We start from the raw sequence: 19,222 nt of genomic DNA on the forward strand, positions 1-19,222 counted from the left end.
GATGACTCCCATATTGAAGAATTGCCCTCAGAGTTCTACCAACAGTTATATGCTAAAAGGGAAAATCCTACCCCCTCTAATTGGGCGTTTCCCCCAGTGAAGCGAGAAGTTTATCCTTAAAACAAAAAACCCGGCTTATGCCGGGTTTTTTCATTCTGAGAATCAACTTACTTGCGCATGGAGCGAATGACTCGCAATTGCGCGATAGCTTGTGCCAATTCATGTGCCGCTTCGGCATAGTCAAAGTCAGTGCCTGGATTAGCAATGTGCTCTTCAGCACGACGCTTAGCTTCCAGGGCTGATTGTTCGTCAAGCTCTTCACCGCGGACAGCCACATCAGCCAGAACAGTTACCGTACCTGGTTGGATTTCCAGTACGCCACCGTTGATATAAATGTGTGCTTCTTCGCCATGTTGCTTCACTAAACGAACCATGCCGGGCTGTAAGGTTGTCAGCAATGGAGCGTGCCCTGGGTGGATACCCAATTCACCTTCACTACCTGTCACCTGAATGTGCTCTACGCGACCAGAGAACAAGCTCTGCTCGGCACTTACTACATCCAGATGTGTTGTCATAGCTGCCATATCCCCCTCCTAAGGTGGACCCGGAACCAGGCGCATTGATGACTCAATACGCCCGACCAATTACATGTTCTTCGCTTTTTCTACAGCTTCTTCGATTGAGCCAACCATGTAGAAGGCTTGCTCTGGAAGGCTATCGTATTCACCAGCAAGAATTCCTTTGAATCCTGCGATAGTATCTTTCAAAGATACATACTTACCAGGTGAACCGGTAAATACTTCTGCTACGAAGAAAGGCTGAGATAAGAAACGCTGAATCTTACGAGCACGTGATACCACTTGCTTGTCTTCATCAGATAGTTCGTCCATACCCAAGATAGCGATAATGTCTTTCAGCTCTTTATAGCGCTGTAAAACAGTCTGTACGCCACGTGCAGTTTCGTAATGCTCAACACCGATTACCAGTGGATCAAGCTGACGTGAAGTAGAGTCAAGTGGGTCAACCGCAGGGTAGATACCCAAAGAAGCGATATCACGCGACAATACTACCGTTGCATCCAAGTGAGCAAAGGTGGTGGCTGGTGACGGGTCAGTCAAGTCATCGGCAGGTACATATACCGCCTGGATTGACGTGATTGAACCAGTCTTAGTAGAAGCGATACGCTCCTGCAGTACACCCATTTCTTCAGCAAGAGTAGGCTGATAACCTACCGCTGATGGCATACGACCCAGAAGTGCAGATACCTCAGTACCAGCAAGTGTGTAACGATAGATGTTATCTACGAAGAACAGAACGTCACGACCTTCGTCACGGAATTTTTCCGCCATGGTCAAACCGGTCAATGCTACGCGCAAACGGTTACCCGGTGGCTCGTTCATCTGACCGTATACCAACGATACTTTATCTAGTACGTTAGATTCGTTCATTTCGTGATAGAAGTCGTTACCCTCACGAGTACGCTCACCAACCCCGGCGAATACAGAATAACCACTGTGTTCGATAGCGATGTTACGGATCAATTCCATCATGTTTACGGTTTTACCAACACCGGCACCACCGAACAGACCAACTTTACCACCCTTAGCGAAAGGACATACCAGGTCGATTACCTTGATACCCGTTTCTAACAGCTCTACTGAGCTAGACTGGTCTTCGTAAGAAGGCGCTTCACGGTGAATAGACATACGCTCTTCTTCACCGATAGGACCTGCTTCATCAATTGGATTACCCAAAACGTCCATGATACGGCCAAGTGTAGCTGTACCTACTGGAACCTGAATTGGATTATTTGTATTTTGTACTTCGATACCACGACGCAGACCGTCAGTAGTACCCAATGCAATAGCACGTACAACACCGCCACCCAACTGTTGCTGAACTTCAAGGGTTAACCCTTCAAGATCACCAGCTGTGATTTTAAGTGCGTCGTACACTGCTGGTACTGCGTCTTGTGGAAATTCAATATCCACAACAGCACCGATAATTTGGACGACTTTACCCAGACTCATATTTAGTCTCCGTTAATTTATTAACCTTTGCCTACACCGCAGCAGCACCACCAACAATCTCACTGATTTCTTGTGTGATCGCGGCTTGACGTGCTTTGTTGTATATCAGTTGTAATTCATCAATAAGATTACCAGCGTTATCCGTAGCCGCTTTCATGGCTACCATACGCGCAGCTTGTTCTGATGCTGCATTTTCTACAACGCCCTGATATACCTGAGATTCAATGTAACGAACCAACAATGTATCCAAAATAGGTTTTGGATCAGGCTCGTAAATATAATCCCAGCGATGTGTTAAATCATCTTCATCAGATTTTGGCAAAGGCAGCAATTGCTCAACTTCAGGTACTTGTGACATGGTGTTTTCAAAACGATTGTTAACCAGGAAAATCTTATCCAGTTTACCCTCGTTGAATTGTTCCAACATCACCTGAACCAAACCTATAACATCTTTGGCAGAAGGCGCTTCACCTAAACCAGACTCAGCAGCTAAGACGTTGCCACCGAATCGATTAAAGAAAGCGCAGGCCTTTGAGCCCAGTGCGGCGAAGTCTACTTCGACGCCCTTGTCTTGCCATTCTTTAACTTCTTTGGATACGACTTTAAATTCGTTGGTATTCAATCCACCGCACAAACCACGGTCGGTAGAAATTACGATAAAACCAACGCGTTTAACGTCACGCTCTTCCAAATAAGGATGTTTGTATTCCAGGTTACCATGAGCAATGTGGCCGATAACCTTACGCATACTTGTTGCATAAGGACGACTGGCAAGCATGCGATCTTGCGCTTTTTTCATCTTTGAAGCCGCTACCATCTCCATTGCACTGGTGATTTTTTGCGTATTCTTGATGCTGCCGATTTTGCCTTTTATCTCTTTACCGTTTGCCATCATACTCTCCTGTGATTACAAGGAATGACGCTCGCGCTTCATTCCTTCGGGTTTATCACCACGTTTGTGTTGACTTGAATTTCTCAATGGCAGCTGCCAGAGCACCTTCAATGTCTTTATTGTAATCACCAGAAGCGTTGATGTTGTTCATCAGCTCAGAATGCTCGCTGTTCATGTAAGAATGCAAAGCCGCTTCGAAATCCAGAATCTTGTTCAATTCGATGTCTTTCAAAAAGCCTTTTTCTACGGCGAACAGAGATACACCCATATCAGCGATGGATAGAGGCGCATACTGCTTCTGCTTCATCAGCTCGGTAACGCGCTCACCATGCTCAAGCTGAGCACGTGTAGCTTCATCAAGGTCAGACGCGAACTGCGAGAATGCCGCCAATTCACGATACTGAGCCAACGCCAAACGGATACCACCGCCCAACTTCTTGATGATTTTAGACTGAGCTGCACCACCAACACGAGAAACCGAGATACCGGCGTTAACAGCAGGACGAATACCGGCGTTAAACAGGTTAGTTTCAAGGAAGATCTGACCATCTGTGATGGAGATTACGTTGGTAGGTACGAAGGCAGATACGTCACCTGCTTGCGTTTCAATGATAGGTAACGCAGTTAGTGAACCAGTTTTGCCTTTTACTTCACCGTTAGTGTAGCGCTCTACGTAAACAGGGTTTACGCGTGCAGCACGCTCTAGCAAACGGGAGTGCAAATAGAAAACGTCACCCGGGTAAGCTTCACGACCTGGTGGACGACGCAGCAACAAAGAGATTTGACGATAAGCAACAGCTTGCTTAGACAAATCATCATAGATGATCAGCGCATCTTCACCGCGGTCACGGAAGAATTCACCCATAGTACAACCAGAGTATGGAGCAAGGTATTGCAGTGCTGCAGATTCTGATGCAGATGCCGCAACAACAATGGTGTGATCCATTGCGCCGTGCTCTTCCAGCTTACGCACTACGTTAGCGATAGTAGAAGCCTTTTGGCCTACTGCAACGTAGATACACTTAATGCCGGTACCTTTCTGGTTAATGATGGCATCAACAGCTAATGCTGTTTTACCAGTCTGACGGTCACCGATAACCAACTCACGCTGGCCACGACCGATTGGAATCATAGAGTCAACAGACTTGTAACCTGTTTGTACAGGCTGGTCTACTGATTGACGGTCGATAACACCAGGTGCGATTTTCTCAACAGGTTCGAAACCTTCTGCGTCGATAGAACCTTTACCATCGATAGGCTCACCCAAAGTGTTAACAACACGGCCTAAAAGTGCACGACCTACTGGTACTTCAAGGATACGACCAGTGGAGTTTACTTTAGTGCCTTCTTTTAAGTCTGCGTATGGACCCATGACAACTGCACCAACAGAGTCACGTTCCAGGTTCAAAGCAATCGCGTAGCGATTGCCAGGAAGCTCAATCATCTCGCCTTGCATTACGTCTGCAAGACCGTGTACACGAATGATACCGTCAGTAACACTAACAATGGTACCTTCGTTGCGAGCTTCACTTACTACTTCAAACTGCTCAATACGTTTTTTGATCAGTTCTGCAATTTCAGTGGAATTAAGTTGCATGCCCTTTTTCCTCGTTATGCTTGTAACGCGTCCGTAAGACGGTTGAGTTTACTCTTAATGGAGCCGTCGATAACCATGTCGCCTGCCTGGATTACAAAGCCAGCGATCAATTCAGGATCCACGTTACAATTCAGCTTAACTTTTCGTGCAAGGCGTTTTTCCAAAGATTGGCTGATTTCCTGCTGTTGCGCGTCAGAAAGGTCAGTTGCTGATGTAACATCAACATCGATTTCTTTCTCGTATTCCGCTTTCAACTCAGTAAACAGCACTAAAATCTCAGGTAAGGCCTGTAAGCGCTTGTTTTCAGCCAAAACCTTTATAAAGTTTTGACCATTCTCATTCAATTGTTCACCGCAAAGGTTGATAAACAAATCAGCTAGCGTATCCGCCGCGGTAGAACCGCTTAGGATTTCTTTTACCGATTCATTTTTTGCAACTTCAGCAGCAAAATGCAGCATTTCAAGCCAGTTGTTTACGGCTTGCTTTTCTACTGCGTAATCAAATGCAGCATTCGCATAGGGACGAGCAACGGTTGTCAATTCAGACATAGCTCAGTCTCCCTTATAGCTCGGTGACAAGTTTTTCAACAATGTCACTGTGTGCTGCTGAATCAATTTCACGAGCTAAGATACGCTCCGCGCCCACAACTGCCAGAGTTGCAACCTGTTTGCGAAGTTCTTCTTTAACACGATTACGTTCAGCTTCGACTTCGGCTTTACCTTGATCAATGATTTTGGCACGCTCGTCGTGACCGCGTTGAGTTTCCTCATCTACGATCTGCGTAGCACGCTTTTTCGCTTGTTCAATAATGTCAGCCGCCTGTGCTTTTGCTTCTTTTAATTGCTCAGTTGCTTTTTTCTGAGCTAATTCGAGGTCTTTTTCAGCGCGATCAGACGCGGCAAGACCATCAGCAATTTTCTTTTGGCGCTCTTCAATTGCCCCTAACAGGTGTGGCCATACATATTTCATACAGAAAAGTACGAACACCACGAAAGCAATTGATTGTCCAAGTAGAGTAGCGTTGATATTCACAACCCCATCTCCTCTGTTCGTTAAAATCTAAGTCGTTTGTTTATACGAATTTCGGACCTTCAACGAACAGAATGTAAAGTGCAATAGCTACACCGATCATCGCGATCGCATCGATAAGACCTGCAACGATGAACATACGAGTTTGCAAAGCTGGAGCCAGTTCAGGCTGACGAGCAGAAGACTCAAGGAACTTACCACCCAAAATACCGAAACCGATAGCTGGACCCAGGGCGCAAAGACCGATCAGGATGCCAACAGCAATGTACAAATTACCTAAGATTTCCATGTTTAATTTACCTTTTAGTTAAAGTTTAAGTTTAAGTTTTAAAATCTTCAGCAGCGCAACCCTGTGGAATTTGCGCTGCCGTTGAATCTAGTGTTTCTCGTGCGCCATGCTCAGGTACACAATACTCAGCATCATGAAAATGAATGCTTGTAGTGGGATAACCAGAATGTGGAATGTCGCCCAAATGAAGTGCAGTGGCAACTGGAACAAGCCCACCATTGCAATCAAGATGAAGATCAATTCTGCTGCATACAGGTTACCGAATAAACGCAGCGCCAGTGACAGAGGCTTAGCAAACAGAGTTACCAGCTCCAGTACCAGGTTTACCGGGATAAACGCCCAGTGATTGAAAGGGTTCATAGACAGTTCTTTAACAAAGCCAAACCCTTTGATCTTAAATGAGTAGTAAATCATCAGAACAAACACGCCCAATGACAACGCGAAGGTCAGGTTCAAGTCAGTGGTAGGCACCACCTTCATGTAAACGTCATGAGGATCCATACCGAAACCGTACTGACCAATCAATCCAGCCGTGTAGGGCAACCAGTCGATAGGAATGATATCCATGATGTTCATCAGCAGTACCCAAACAAAGATGGTCAATGCCAGAGGGGCAATTACCGCATTTTTGCCGTGAAAGGTACTGTTCACTGTGTCGTTAACAAACTCAATGATCATCTCGATGAAACACTGAAATTTACCGGGTACGCCAGTATCAGCTTTTTTAGCCGCGCTTCTGAAAACAGCTAAAAACAAAATACCCAAGGCGATAGACCAAGCCAAGGTATCGATATGCCAAACCCAAAAACCACTATCAGCACATGCTTTGTTGAATGCCAGACCCGCGTCGGTCGAACACATCTTTGCATTGGTCAAGTGGTGCAAAATATATTGTGAACCTGTCAGTTCACCGCCAGATGCAGCCATTTTCTATCCTAATTGTCAAAGTTTAAAAAACGTTTCAGGCAACGTGTGCTTTGTTCACACGATGCAAAATAATCAGTATCGGATATTGCAGCAGCAACATGCTGCAAAATCCTAAAATCACTATCGCTTTGTCCAGAAAGGGCAGTTGGTAAATCACCATGAAAGCTACCAACACCAGCAACAATTTATACTTGTTCCCTTTCTTCATGCTGTTTACGATTTCTTTGGTTTTACTGGCACCGGAAAAACGGAACACATAAAACGAAAAAACAGCATTAGTTAATACGCTCAGGGTTCCACCTGTGACTACGGAAATTGCGGAGGAGAGATCACTCAACAGGTAAAATAGTACACCTGCCGTCATGACTATCGCAAATTGCAAGACTAGCATCTGTTTGGCTAACCTTTTACCGGCTTTGGCCAAATCCATAAGCTAAGAGTTCCTCATAGGGTCACACAGAAACTTAAAGCGCGAAAAGTATACTGCTTTAAAACCAGTTTTCAAGCCAAACCGCGTTATGTCTGAAAGATCCGGTTACATTATCAGCATGACGACGGAATGTGGTGTATTTTTTATGAATTCTTTTCAATATGAGCCAGAATTCCATCCAATTGCTCAAGGTTGGCAAAGTTAATCACCAACTTGCCTTTGCCCTTAGCATTATGTGAAATAGCCACTGTCGTTCCCAAGTTTTCTCCCAACCGGTTTTCCAGGCTTTTTACATCAGGATCCTCTTCAGGCTTGGCTTTCTCTGGCTTGGGCTGCATAATTTTGCGCACCAAAGATTCCGTATCTCTTACCGTTAAGCCTTTATTCGCTACGGTTTGTGCCGCTTCACTTTGCTTGTCGCCCTCTAAGGTGAGCAAGGCCCGAGCATGACCCATTTCGATATCGCCATGTTCCAGCAAAGTTTTGACATCGTCGTTCAAATTATTCAAACGTAAAAGATTCGTTACAGTGGTACGAGACTTACCCACAGCCTCAGCCACTTCCTGATGAGTTAACTCAAATTCCAGAATCAAACGCTCTAGTGCTTGGGCTTCTTCCATGGCGTTTAAGTCTTCCCGCTGAATATTTTCAATCAGGGCGATGGCAACTGCCACTTCGTCAGGTACGTCTTTAACCAGACAAGGTACCACGTCCAACTCAGCCAATTGTGCAGCACGCCAGCGACGTTCACCCGCGATAATTTCGTATTTGTTATCAGCAACTTGGCGAACAACGATAGGTTGAATGATACCTTGTGAGCGGATGGAAGAAGCCAGTTCTTCCAAGGCTTCCGGAGACATGTCTTTACGTGGTTGGTAGCGACCGGGCTGCAAAAACTCTACAGGTAACTTTTGCAACTCACCTTTGGCCTGTTCGGTTTCGGGTACCTCGTCAATTTTGACTTCGCGCTGAGTCTGACTGGTGGCCAACAGGGCATCTAAGCCTCGTCCTAATCCTCGTTTTTTCGCTGACATAGTACTCTCTTTGAAAAAGCTCGCAATTACCTGACAGGTAATCAGTTTTTATCGAAATAGTTAAGTTTTTTTACCACGACGTAGAATTTCCCCCGCCAGCGCCAGATAAGCTTTAGCTCCGGTAGACGATTTTTCGTAATACATGGCCGGTGCACCAAAACTCGGCGCTTCAGCTAAGCGCACGTTGCGTGGTATCACGGTGCGGTATACCTGTTCGCCAAAATGACGTTTGAGTTGCTCGGACACATCATTGGCCAGGCGATTTCTCGGATCGTACATGGTGCGCAGTACGCCTTCGATTTTTAGCTCTGGATTCACTACTGAGGCGAGTTTTTGAATGGTATCCAAAAGTGCGGTTAAACCTTCCAGCGCGTAGTATTCACATTGCATTGGAACGAGCACAGAATCCGCGGCAGCCATGGCATTGACCGTAAGCTGACTGAGGGAAGGCGGACAATCGATGAAGATAAAATCGTACTGGTCCCGTACCGGCTGAATGGCATTGCGCAAACGCAATTCGCGGGCAAATACTTCCATGAGCTTAATTTCAGCAGCTGTGACGTCGCCATTGGCAGCAATTAAATGATACTTACCAGTCGTGGCCTGAACTACCACTTCCTGGATGGGTTTTTCTTCGATCAACAACTCATAAGCGGTGGACTCCACTTCGTATTTGTCCACACCACTGCCCATCGTGGCATTCCCTTGAGGGTCAAGATCAATCAAAAGTACTTTGCGCTTTGTGGCTGCCATTGATGCAGCGACATTCACCGCGGTAGTGGTTTTTCCGACACCACCTTTTTGATTAGCTATTGCTATTACCTTTCCCAAAATTATCCTTCCACTTGTGTTCTTTTCACGGTAATCAGATAACGGTCTGCATCCAGCCCGGGCACAATTAACTCATCTGCCGAGGTCATTGTAAAACCATCAGGCAAATTAGCGAGTTCTTGTTCCGGGTATTGACCTTTCAGCGCTAAAAACACGCCTTTGTCGTCGGTCAGGTGTTGGCACCAGGACAGCATATCCGAAATGGAAGCAAAAGCCCTGCTTAACACACCATCAAATGCGGTTTCAGGTTGATAATCTTCAACTCTGGATTGCACAGGCTCTATATTAGTGAGAGATAATTCATATGCAACTTGTTTGATAAAACGAATGCGTTTTCCCAAGCTGTCCAGCAATACAAATTGCTTATCTGGATACATAATAGCCAGCGGTATGCCGGGTAATCCAGGACCTGTACCGACATCAATATAGGTATTTTTACTCAGTAGTGGCGCCACTGCTATCGAATCCAGAATGTGCACATAGAGCATTTGTTCCGGATCCCGAACAGAGGTGAGGTTATAGGCTTTGTTCCACTTGTGCAGCAACTGCAGGAAATCCAGCAATTTTTGTTTCTGCTGGGCAGTAACAGGCACACCGAGTTTCTGCACTGCATTGTCAAAATCCAGTGCTATTTTTTCCATGGGGAAGTTCATCAGGCTGATTTACGCAATAAACCGTGTTTTTTCAGATAAACCAATAATAGCGAAATCGCTGCCGGCGTGATACCGGAAATTCGAGACGCCTTACCAATTGTTTCTGGCCTTGCATCGCTTAACTTGGCTACCACTTCGTTGGATAAACCTGAAATCAATGAAAAATCCATATCTGCAGGGATCTGGGTGTTTTCGTTGCGTTTAGTGCGCTCTATCTCATCAAGCTGTCTGGCAATATAGCCGGCGTATTTGATCTGAATTTCCACCTGCTCAGCGGCTTGTTCGTTTTGCTGTTGCAATCCCGAGTCCAATTCTGGCAGCGACATCAAGGTCGCGTAGGTCATTTCCGGACGACGAATTAGTTCTTCCAGAGAGTGCTCACGTGTCACCGGATTTTTCAGAATTTTGTTCAATTCCGGTACAACCGGATGATTAGGGTGTACCCAGTTAGCGCGCAGACGCTGTTTTTCCTGCTCAACCGCTTCCTGTTTGGCATTAAATGCCTGCCAGCGATGCTCATCCACCAAACCGACCTTGTACCCCAATTCTGTTAAGCGGATATCGGCGTTATCTTCACGCAATAACAAACGATATTCAGCGCGACTGGTAAACATGCGGTAGGGCTCTTTGGTACCAAGTGTGGCCAAATCGTCAATCAATACCCCGAGGTAGGCTTGCTCACGGCCCAGGATTAATGGCTCTTTGCCCAACGATTGCAAAGCAGCATTGGCTCCCGCCATTAACCCTTGCGCGCCGGCTTCTTCATACCCCGTGGTACCGTTGATTTGACCTGCGAAAAATAGCCCCTGAATGTATTTGGTTTCCAGAGATTGTTTTAAATCCCGTGGGTCAAAGAAATCATATTCAATGGCATAGCCCGGACGAATGATATGAGCATTTTCAAAACCGCGAATAGAGTGAATAAGCTCCATCTGCACATCAAATGGCAGACTGGTAGAAATCCCATTGGGATAGACTTCGATGGAATTTAAACCTTCTGGCTCCACGAAAATCTGATGGGTATCTTTGTCAGCAAATCGCATGATTTTGTCTTCGATAGACGGACAGTAGCGCGGTCCAATACCTTCGATAACCCCGGTATACATGGGCGATCGATCCAGTCCACTACGGATAATATCGTGGGTTTTACTGTTGGTATGGGTGATATAGCAAGAGATTTGTCGCGGATGCTGTGCGCGATTGCCAAGATAAGAAAACACCGGCAAAGGCGTATCACCTGGCTGCTCTTGCATCACCGAATAATCTAAGGTTCTGGCGTCTAAGCGGGCAGGGGTACCGGTTTTTAATCGGTCTACGCGAAATGGCAAAGCACGTAATCGTTTAGCCAGGGCATTTGATGGTGCATCACCAGCTCGACCACCTTGATGATTTTCAAGACCAATGTGTATTACCCCACCAAGGAAAGTACCAGCGGTTAATACCACTGTTTTGGCCATGAATTTTACACCCATTTGGGTAACAACGCCCACGATCCTGTCATTTTCAATAATAAAATCGTCACAGGATTGCTGAAAAATGGTGAGGTTTTCCTGGTTTTCCAGCTTTTGACGAATATGGGTTCGGTATAACGCCCGATCTGCCTGAGCACGTGTAGCCCTGACAGCAGGGCCTTTGCTGGCATTTAATGTTCGAAATTGGATACCAGCGTGATCAATGGCAACGGCCATTTCTCCACCTAATGCATCAATTTCTTTAACAAGATGACCTTTTCCAATCCCACCAATTGCAGGATTACAGGACATTTGTCCTAGCGTTTCCATATTTTGTGTTAACAGAAGCGTGCGTACACCGATACGCGCTGCTGCTAAAGCAGCCTCGGTTCCAGCGTGTCCACCACCGACGACGATAACATCATATTGTTGTGTGTAAACCATCAATAGCCTCTGTTAAAAAATGGGGCGCTTATTCTATACACAAATAAGGTTTTGTAAACTGTTTATATTTTAGACAATATGGGATTTTAATGGAAATGCCGCAAAGTTATAAAAAATAAAGATCTGTATAGATCTTTTATTATTTTTATTATTAAGCAGGCGTTTTTCTGTGGAAAACCTTATTTTAATTATATTTATCAATTGCTTACGTACTTAATAAGTTGTCATTTAATACTGTATTTCTCACCGTAAACTCGGTGATAACTTGCCACGTTATCCACAGATGGATTTTTGCTGAAAAGTTATTCAAGGATCTTCTGACCATGATCTCACGGCTTATTCCTTATTTTATTCACAGGTGTGATCAAAGTACGATCTAGCTGTGGGTAAATTGTGATCTGTGCCGTTTTTCGGGTTTTCTCGGATGTGCATAACTTTTGATCAATAAATCCAAGATAGTTGCAAAATAATTAGTTATGCCATTTTAGTGACTGTTAGTTATACAAATACAGTGTGATATTTAGACGTTTACTAGTAAAAAATAAAAACGGTAAGACAAAAAGAGAGTTGTTAACAGGGATTAGAAAGTGGAAAAGTGATTTTTAAGCCCGATAGTTTTGAATATGATGGATGTAGTTATCGTCAAAAATAAGTGAAATAGGTTTGTATTGATAGCAACTTAGTAGTCCTGATGAGTGTAGTTGGAAGTTTTTCTATACTTTATTTATACGTCAGGAAAGCTGAAAGGGCCAGGAGCACAGGAAAATGGGCAACATGTATGTTGTACAAATCGATATTGTGGGCTCGTTTTAGGTCCGCTTTGAGCTGCAGGGATGCAGTGAATGCCATTTGTGCCGGGAGCTTTTAAACGGCCAGGCGGACAGTTTCGTAAATATTGCTTTAGCCAGTACTGTTTTCTGCACGGTCGATTTTTGCCCGAGCAAATTCAGCATTTACCGCTGTCCAGATCGTCTTTTTTTGCTCCCTGCAAAAAAGACATACACACCATCCATGGTGCTCGCCGATTAATGCTCCTGCCGTATCGACATTCACACCATCCATGGCGCTCAAGCAAGACCTACATAGGTTAAATCGAGGCTGTGGATAGCAGAGATGGGTTTATTTCACCTGATTAGGTCGATAACCGGTGTTGGTATCGCTATAGCCACTGTATTCATCTGAGAGGCTATCACGTCGACTGGGGCCACTGAACTTCACCTTGTAGGTATCGTATTCCTTGATGGATTCAAAGCAGTACTGGCCAAGTGCGTTTTGTAGTTGTGGTAAACCGTGATTAGTGATGAGTATACAATTCTTTTTGTTGGCCAGACGCTGTCTTAACAGGTTGCCCAGCCAGCTTTGTGAATTTTTATTGAGTTGCGTTTCATTGACACAAACCTCATCCAGGATGAGCAAGTCAACTTCAATCAGATCTTTGTTTATTTCGCGGAACTTTTCGCCGACGTTATCTTGCGCTTTGTAATCCCAGGAAAAGGTACGCAATTCCAATAAACTGGAGAGCTGTCGATAGAGCACGGTAATTTCATGCTCGTTGATAAGCTCATGCGCAATAGCTCCGGCAATATGGGATTTACCGCGACCGTAGTCACCGTAAAACAACATCAGGTGAGAGCCACTTTCACGCCAACTACTGTCTTGGTGGGCGGCAATAAAACTTTTTGCGATGCTGACAGCTTCTACTACGTCTGGACTATCCAGTTCCAGGTTTTCAAAACGCCACTTTGGGTTGAGGTCGGATTTACCTTGCAGTGTCGCGACGCGATCCACTCTGGCTTTTTGTTGAGCCAACTGTATATCTTGATTTGCTTGTAACTCATAAACTTTGCGCAAAGACTGATAATCCATTGCCGGACCAGAATCCAATTTTTTGCCCAAGGTCTCTGAAAATTTTCTGAGTTTGTCGTTAAGATTTTCCATGGTATCTGTCTATGAGTTTCTTGGTATTTTCGTCAATCACCACTTCAGGTTGTTTTTCTACCTGCTGGTAACCAATGATGGAATCTGGATTATAGCCTTTTATTTGTCGGGATTTGCGAATATGGAGCACAAATTTTTGTGTCCATTGCCACTCTGAAAAAGTCTGTTCAGGACGGCCTAGCCAATAGGCAATAAACTCGCCTAGCTCGGTATCAGAATAGTCTTTTTGTATCACGCCAACCAGTTGTGCTATTTCTTCGAAAGTTTTGTCGTTGGGACGCCAGTCTTTGTTTATTCTTTTGCGTTGCGACAACGCCGGGTTTTGTACTTGCAGCATTTGTGGCAGCCGGAACTGCACACCCGAAAGGGAATCACTGTCATTGATTGTGGTTAAGGGTTCTAACAATTCTTCGGCAATCAGTTCCAATATGAACTCGTTGATCTCTCTACCCAAGGTTATATTAGCGCCGCCGCTATTGAGCAACTCTTGAATGGCCTTGTAGTTGAGAGGTGGACAATTTCCTGTCTGTGGATTGGCCGCAGGGCGAAAGTACAGCAGGTATAACACTCTGGAGTTGTTGTGCAGTGGTTTTGCCAGGGATTGCAGCTCAGTTTGATTCAAACAATCCACCTGCTAATTGATTTGCTAACCACTCGCCTGCAACTTCCTCAGGCATTGGGTGCTGTAACACATCAATGCAAAATAGTTCAGATAAGGGTTTTGCTCCTGACTTGCACATGAGTTCATAAAGGGTTTTTCCTGCCTGACAAAAAGTATCATAGCTGGAATCACCCAAAGCAATAACGATGAATTGGATCTGGCTTAAATCTGAGTCGGGCAGGGCGTTAGCAAAAGCTTGAATGTTATCCGGCAAATCGCCCGCGCCATGGGTAGAGCTGCATAATACCCAGATACCTGATTGCCTTATCTGAGTAATATCAGGTTGAAAATGCACTTCAGCGTTAAACCCTGCTTGATGCAATTCTGTTTGAACTTGCTCAGCAACATATTCAGTGGCACCTAACATGGAGCCAGTAATAATCTCTATCTGATCGGCCATTATTTACCTATGCAAAAAGAGGAAAAAATCCGGCCCAGCAGATCATCAGAGCTGAATTCGCCGGTTATTTCGTTCAAAAACTGTTGTGCAATACGCAACTCTTCAGCCAGCAGTTCGCCGGCTCTGAATTCAGTGAGTTGTTCGTAACCATTATCAATGTGTTGTTGTGCCGACTGCAGTGCCTTGACATGTCGGGCACGGGCGCTGAATTGACCTTCTGTGGTTTGCTGAAATCCCATGCACTCTTTAAGGTGTTGTTTTAATAATTCAACACCATCTCCCGTGTTGGCAGAAAGGGAGATAATCGGATCTGGATCGGCTCTCAGCTCTGTGGCTTCGCCACTGAGATCGGCTTTATTGCGCACTATGGTGATCTTGTTTTGTTCGGGTAATTGAGCGTGAAATTCTGGCCATAAAGTGGCGGGGTCTGTGGCGTCAGATTCAGTACTATCCACAAGCAGCAGGATGCGATCCGCCTGATTGATTTCCTGCCAGGCACGCTCAATCCCGATCTGTTCTACCTTGTCAGGACTTTCCCGTAAGCCGGCGGTATCGATTATGTGTAGTGGCATGCCATCAATGTGGATATGCTCTTTTAATACGTCGCGAGTGGTGCCCGCGATATCCGTTACTATCGCGGATTCTTTACCGGCAAGCTGATTTAAGAGACTGGATTTACCCGCATTGGGTCGACCGGCAATAACTACCTTCATGCCGTCTCGCAAAATACTGCCTTGTTTGGCTTGTGCCAGGGTACTTTGCATTTTGCTTTTAAGAGCATCAACACCGTTTATCACCGTGGCATCAGCAAGAAAATCGATTTCTTCTTCTGGAAAGTCAATGGCGGCTTCAACGTACATGCGCAGATGAATAACTTGTTCTACCAGCTCATGGATATGTCTGGAAAACTCACCTTGCAATGAGCGCATGGCACTTTCAACTGCCTGAGAGGAAGACGCATCAATGATATCAGCGATAGCTTCAGCTTGAGTAAGGTCAAGCTTGTCGTTTAGAAAAGCCCGTTGACTGAATTCTCCCGGGTTAGCAAAGCGCACTCCGTCAATTTTGACGATTTCGTCCATCAACATCGAAAGCAATACCTGGCCACCATGTCCTTGTAATTCCAGAACATCTTCACCGGTAAAAGAGTGGGGGGCTTTGAAATAGAGAGCGATACCCTGGTCGAGAATTTGCTTATTGAGATTATAAAAGGGCAAGTATTCAGCTGCTCTCACAGCTGGTACTTTACCCAATAAGTGTTGCGCTACTGTCTCGGCCAGTTTTCCCGATACGCGAATAATGCCTACACCGCCTTTGCCGGGCGCTGTCGCTTGGGCAACTATGGTATCCTGGTCACTGGCCAACATGAGGTGTAATCTTAATCTCTGAAGTTTTTATACTGAAACGCTTGCTCTAATTCTGCACCTTTGATCAGTGCAATGGCTTGTTGCAAGTCGTCTCGCTTTTTGCCGGTAACTCTCAGCTCTTCACCCTGGATAGCAGTTTGTACTTTGATTTTGGAATCTTTGATGAGCTTAACCAGCTTCTTCGCGGTTTCTTTATCAATACCTTGTTTAAACTCTATGTCCTGTTTACAGGTTTTTCCGGTTTTATTAACGTCTTTGAGATCTAACGAGCGAGTGTCGATATTTCGCTTAACACATTTGTCGCGCAGAATACTTTGCATTTGTTGTAACTGAAAATCGCCTTCGGCGCTCATGCTGACGATGTTTTCATTTCTGCTAAATGTGGCTTCTACACCTCTGAAGTCAAAACGGGTAGAAATCTCTCTATTGGCGTTATCTACAGCATTTTGCAATTCTGACAATTCGATTTCAGATACTACGTCAAATGAGGGCATGTTGAATACTCCTGATATTTTCGGTGCCGTTAAGCACAAGGCCCTGATTAAACAGGGCCTTAAAAATTAGTTAACTTTTATGCCTTTCTTTTCCATTGAGGCATAAATTAATTTAGCCTGGACTAACGTAATGACGTTACTGATCAACCAATAAAGTACCAATCCGGCCGGGAACCACAAGAAGAAGACACTCATGGCAACTGGCATCCATTGCATGATTTTCTGCTGCATCGGGTCGGTTACCGTCACCGGGTTCAGCTTTTGCAGAAGATACATACTGGCACCCGTTAATACCGGTAACACAAAGTATGGATCCATTACCGATAAGTCTTCTATCCAGAAGATAAAGTCAGCGTGACGCAATTCAACCGACTCTAACAGTACCCAATAAAGTGCCAGGAAGATTGGCATTTGTAACAGTAGTGGGAAGCAACCACCCATAGGGTTGGTTTTTTCCTTTTTGTACAATTCCATCATGCCTTGCGACATTTTCTGACGGTCGTCACCGTAGCGATCTTTCAGAGCCTGGATTTTCGGGGCTAAAGCGCGCATTTTAGCCATGGATTCGTATTGCGCTTTAGTGAGCGGGTACATTAAACCTTTCACTATAATCGTGATGATGATAATGGCCGCACCCCAGTTAATAACGATGCCTTGAATAAAGCTCAACAAACTAAAAAGGGGTTGTGCCAACCACCACAAAAAACCGTAGTCAACTGTCAGATCGAGACCACGCGCAAGCGCTGCCAGTGTATCTTGATCTTTCGGACCAATGTACAAGGTACTATTCACCGTGGTTTTATCACCTGCTGCCACAGTGACTGGTGAACCAGTGTAGCCAATAACGGCTTGGTTTTGATTAACGGTTCTGGAATACAGATTAGTATTTTGTTCTTGTGGCGGTACCCATGAAGACACGAAATAGTGTTCCAACATTGCAACCCAACCGCCCTGAGTCGTCTCTTTCAAATTCTCGTCGGCGATATCGGAAAAATCGTATTTTTTGTAGCGCTCTTCAGAGGTGGAGTAAGCTGCGCCGCGATAGGTTGGCATGAACATGCTGCCACCTTGTCGGCCGGTTACTTGTTTAAGCTGAGCATATTGTTGAAAGCTGATGGTGTCGTCAGTACTGTTAATTACTTCAAACTTAACATCAATTGCATGGCTATCTCGGGTAAAGGTGAATATTTTCTGATAGGTAATCCCCTCAGCTGAAACAAAAGTCAGGGGAACTACCAAGGTATCGCCTGTCATTTCGAAAGAATCTGTCGTGCTGCTGTATACCGGGCGGCCATCAGGATTGGAATCAGGTCCATGGCTACCAACTAATCCACTTTGTGCCACATACAACAGGTCGCTGTCAGGGTTCAGGATCTGAATGGGGTCGGGTTTGTCTATTTCCAGCGGAAACTTAAGTAATTTTGCCGATACAACATCACCACCTTTTGTATCAATCAACAGTTCGTGAGTGCTTGTTGTGACGCTGATCAACTTTTGACTTGAAGCGTTGGTGATGCCAGGTACCATCTGCTGGCCTTCCGGTACATCCATCGCTGCAGTACCTGAACTAGCAGTGGGTACAGATTCTTGTATTTCTGGTGTGACTTTTGTCTCAACAGGTTTTGGACCATAGTCAATTTGCCATTGGTTCCATAATAAAAACGTTACCAAAGCGAGTCCGATAACGAGAAAGCTACGTTGCGATTCCATAATAATGTCAGTTCTTTTTTGTTTTCTGCGGAATGGGGTCGTATCCACCGGGATTCAATGGGTGACACCGGATAATTCTACGAATTGTTAGCCAGAGTCCTTTAACGACTCCGAAATGTTCGATAGCCATAATGCTATACTGAGAACACGTAGGATGAAAGCGACAATTTCCACCGAGCAGAGGTGAAATGAAACGTTGGTAAAGCTTTACCAAAAAAATCAATCCGCGGCGCAGCGCTTTATCAATTTTTTCCATAGCTTTTCCAATAACAGATTGAGTTCTTGGTTGTTCAAATCAGCAATACCGGTTTTCGCAATGATAACAATATCAATGTTTGGTAGCCGGTGTTGTTGTTGTCTGAAACTTTCCCGGATAATTCGCTTAATGCGATTTCGACCTACAGCTTTCTTTACCCTTTTTTTAGGTACAGTGATGCCGAGGCGAGGATTATTCAGATTGTTTATTCGAGCGAGAGCTGTAACTTGTGGGGATACTGCTGGGGTAGCGTCTGAGAAGACATGCTCAAAGTGAGCTGGTTTTAACAACCTAAACTCTTTGGAAAATTCCTGAGAACTCACTTTGAGATCATATCAAACACTTAAGCTGATAAGCGGGCACGGCCTTTAGCGCGACGTGCGGCAAGAACTTTACGTCCATTTTTAGTAGCCATACGTGCACGGAATCCATGACTGCGCTTACGCTTCAGATTGCTGGGTTGAAAAGTTCTTTTCATCTTAATATCTGCCGCAGTTGGTTAGTTTAAGGGGGTTACCCCTGATTTAAGGACGCGCAATTCTAAAGAGTTTCCTTGTGTGCGTCAACATTAAATAGCAATAAGATCAAAAAACAACCCACTTATTTAATACGGTATCCAAATAAAGGATAAATAAACCAAAGTATATGCACAGTTTATCCACAGATGGTTGTTAGTGTTACGTTTTTGAAAGGGCAATAAGGCCGAAAACCTGCCTGTTTTAGCTCTGTTTAAAGGCCTTAAAATAGCTAAAATTGCTTATAATACATGGTGCTGTGAACGTATAAGCG

22 protein-coding genes are annotated in these 19,222 nt (G+C 44.9%); all 22 read right to left on the reverse strand.

Annotated elements, in window-relative coordinates; translation table 11 throughout:
* Positions 1-167: 167 nt before the first annotated feature.
* Positions 168-584, reverse strand: a complete 417-nt coding sequence (locus AABA75_RS21285; protein WP_338294752.1) for a F0F1 ATP synthase subunit epsilon — start codon at positions 582-584, stop codon at positions 168-170.
* Positions 585-644: 60 nt separating this feature from the next.
* Positions 645-2,030, reverse strand: a complete 1,386-nt coding sequence (gene atpD, locus AABA75_RS21290; RefSeq protein ID WP_338294753.1) for a F0F1 ATP synthase subunit beta — start codon at positions 2,028-2,030, stop codon at positions 645-647.
* A 31-nt stretch (positions 2,031-2,061) separates the two neighbouring features.
* The gene (atpG, locus tag AABA75_RS21295; RefSeq protein ID WP_338294901.1) at positions 2,062-2,922 is read right to left on the reverse strand and encodes a F0F1 ATP synthase subunit gamma; all 861 of its coding nucleotides are present in this window, start codon (positions 2,920-2,922) and stop codon (positions 2,062-2,064) included.
* A gap of 55 nt (positions 2,923-2,977) precedes the next feature.
* Positions 2,978-4,519 (reverse strand): F0F1 ATP synthase subunit alpha, encoded by a 1,542-nt coding sequence (gene atpA / locus AABA75_RS21300; protein ID WP_338294754.1) that lies wholly within the window; start codon positions 4,517-4,519, stop codon positions 2,978-2,980.
* A 14-nt stretch (positions 4,520-4,533) separates the two neighbouring features.
* Positions 4,534-5,067, reverse strand: a complete 534-nt coding sequence (gene atpH / locus AABA75_RS21305) for a F0F1 ATP synthase subunit delta (RefSeq protein ID WP_338294755.1) — start codon at positions 5,065-5,067, stop codon at positions 4,534-4,536.
* A gap of 13 nt (positions 5,068-5,080) precedes the next feature.
* Positions 5,081-5,551: a F0F1 ATP synthase subunit B gene (atpF, locus tag AABA75_RS21310; RefSeq protein WP_338294756.1), complete on the reverse strand. Its 471-nt coding sequence runs from the start codon at positions 5,549-5,551 to the stop codon at positions 5,081-5,083.
* 40 nt (positions 5,552-5,591) lie between these two features.
* Positions 5,592-5,837 carry a F0F1 ATP synthase subunit C gene (gene atpE, locus AABA75_RS21315; RefSeq protein WP_229530439.1) on the reverse strand — a complete coding sequence of 82 codons (246 nt, stop codon included), beginning with the start codon at positions 5,835-5,837 and terminating at the stop codon, positions 5,592-5,594.
* A gap of 87 nt (positions 5,838-5,924) precedes the next feature.
* Positions 5,925-6,764, reverse strand: a complete 840-nt coding sequence (atpB, locus tag AABA75_RS21320; RefSeq protein ID WP_338294757.1) for a F0F1 ATP synthase subunit A — start codon at positions 6,762-6,764, stop codon at positions 5,925-5,927.
* Between the two features lie 34 nt (positions 6,765-6,798).
* Positions 6,799-7,194, reverse strand: coding sequence for an ATP synthase subunit I (locus AABA75_RS21325; RefSeq protein WP_338294758.1), 396 nt, complete (start codon positions 7,192-7,194; stop codon positions 6,799-6,801).
* A gap of 143 nt (positions 7,195-7,337) precedes the next feature.
* Positions 7,338-8,228 carry a ParB/RepB/Spo0J family partition protein gene (locus tag AABA75_RS21330; protein WP_338294759.1) on the reverse strand — a complete coding sequence of 297 codons (891 nt, stop codon included), beginning with the start codon at positions 8,226-8,228 and terminating at the stop codon, positions 7,338-7,340.
* Positions 8,229-8,288: 60 nt separating this feature from the next.
* Positions 8,289-9,059, reverse strand: coding sequence for a ParA family protein (locus tag AABA75_RS21335; RefSeq protein WP_338294760.1), 771 nt, complete (start codon positions 9,057-9,059; stop codon positions 8,289-8,291).
* A gap of 2 nt (positions 9,060-9,061) precedes the next feature.
* Complete coding sequence (gene rsmG / locus AABA75_RS21340) at positions 9,062-9,700, reverse strand: 16S rRNA (guanine(527)-N(7))-methyltransferase RsmG (protein WP_338294761.1); 639 nt, start codon at positions 9,698-9,700, stop codon at positions 9,062-9,064.
* Positions 9,701-9,711: 11 nt separating this feature from the next.
* Positions 9,712-11,607 carry a tRNA uridine-5-carboxymethylaminomethyl(34) synthesis enzyme MnmG gene (gene mnmG, locus AABA75_RS21345; RefSeq protein ID WP_338294762.1) on the reverse strand — a complete coding sequence of 632 codons (1,896 nt, stop codon included), beginning with the start codon at positions 11,605-11,607 and terminating at the stop codon, positions 9,712-9,714.
* Positions 11,608-12,726: 1,119 nt separating this feature from the next.
* Positions 12,727-13,545 carry an ATP-binding protein gene (locus tag AABA75_RS21350; RefSeq protein ID WP_338294763.1) on the reverse strand — a complete coding sequence of 273 codons (819 nt, stop codon included), beginning with the start codon at positions 13,543-13,545 and terminating at the stop codon, positions 12,727-12,729.
* Positions 13,532-14,167, reverse strand: coding sequence for a DnaT-like ssDNA-binding domain-containing protein (locus AABA75_RS21355; protein WP_338294764.1), 636 nt, complete (start codon positions 14,165-14,167; stop codon positions 13,532-13,534). Before AABA75_RS21355 ends, AABA75_RS21350 begins: the two co-directional genes overlap by 14 nt.
* Complete coding sequence (gene mioC, locus AABA75_RS21360; RefSeq protein WP_338294765.1) at positions 14,154-14,606, reverse strand: FMN-binding protein MioC; 453 nt, start codon at positions 14,604-14,606, stop codon at positions 14,154-14,156. Before mioC ends, AABA75_RS21355 begins: the two co-directional genes overlap by 14 nt.
* Positions 14,606-15,973 (reverse strand): tRNA uridine-5-carboxymethylaminomethyl(34) synthesis GTPase MnmE, encoded by a 1,368-nt coding sequence (gene mnmE, locus AABA75_RS21365; RefSeq protein WP_338294766.1) that lies wholly within the window; start codon positions 15,971-15,973, stop codon positions 14,606-14,608. Before mnmE ends, mioC begins: the two co-directional genes overlap by 1 nt.
* A gap of 11 nt (positions 15,974-15,984) precedes the next feature.
* Positions 15,985-16,467 (reverse strand): YajQ family cyclic di-GMP-binding protein, encoded by a 483-nt coding sequence (locus AABA75_RS21370; protein ID WP_338294767.1) that lies wholly within the window; start codon positions 16,465-16,467, stop codon positions 15,985-15,987.
* A gap of 66 nt (positions 16,468-16,533) precedes the next feature.
* Positions 16,534-18,177, reverse strand: a complete 1,644-nt coding sequence (gene yidC / locus AABA75_RS21375; RefSeq protein WP_338294768.1) for a membrane protein insertase YidC — start codon at positions 18,175-18,177, stop codon at positions 16,534-16,536.
* A gap of 7 nt (positions 18,178-18,184) precedes the next feature.
* Positions 18,185-18,433 (reverse strand): membrane protein insertion efficiency factor YidD, encoded by a 249-nt coding sequence (yidD, locus tag AABA75_RS21380; protein WP_338294769.1) that lies wholly within the window; start codon positions 18,431-18,433, stop codon positions 18,185-18,187.
* Positions 18,397-18,723 (reverse strand): ribonuclease P protein component, encoded by a 327-nt coding sequence (rnpA, locus tag AABA75_RS21385; protein WP_425325592.1) that lies wholly within the window; start codon positions 18,721-18,723, stop codon positions 18,397-18,399. Before rnpA ends, yidD begins: the two co-directional genes overlap by 37 nt.
* Before the next feature lie 53 nt (positions 18,724-18,776).
* Complete coding sequence (gene rpmH / locus AABA75_RS21390; RefSeq protein WP_014290886.1) at positions 18,777-18,911, reverse strand: 50S ribosomal protein L34; 135 nt, start codon at positions 18,909-18,911, stop codon at positions 18,777-18,779.
* Positions 18,912-19,222 lie beyond the last annotated feature (311 nt).

The organism is Planctobacterium marinum, from assembly GCF_036322805.1.
GTDB lineage: Bacteria > Pseudomonadota > Gammaproteobacteria > Enterobacterales > Alteromonadaceae > Planctobacterium > Planctobacterium marinum_A.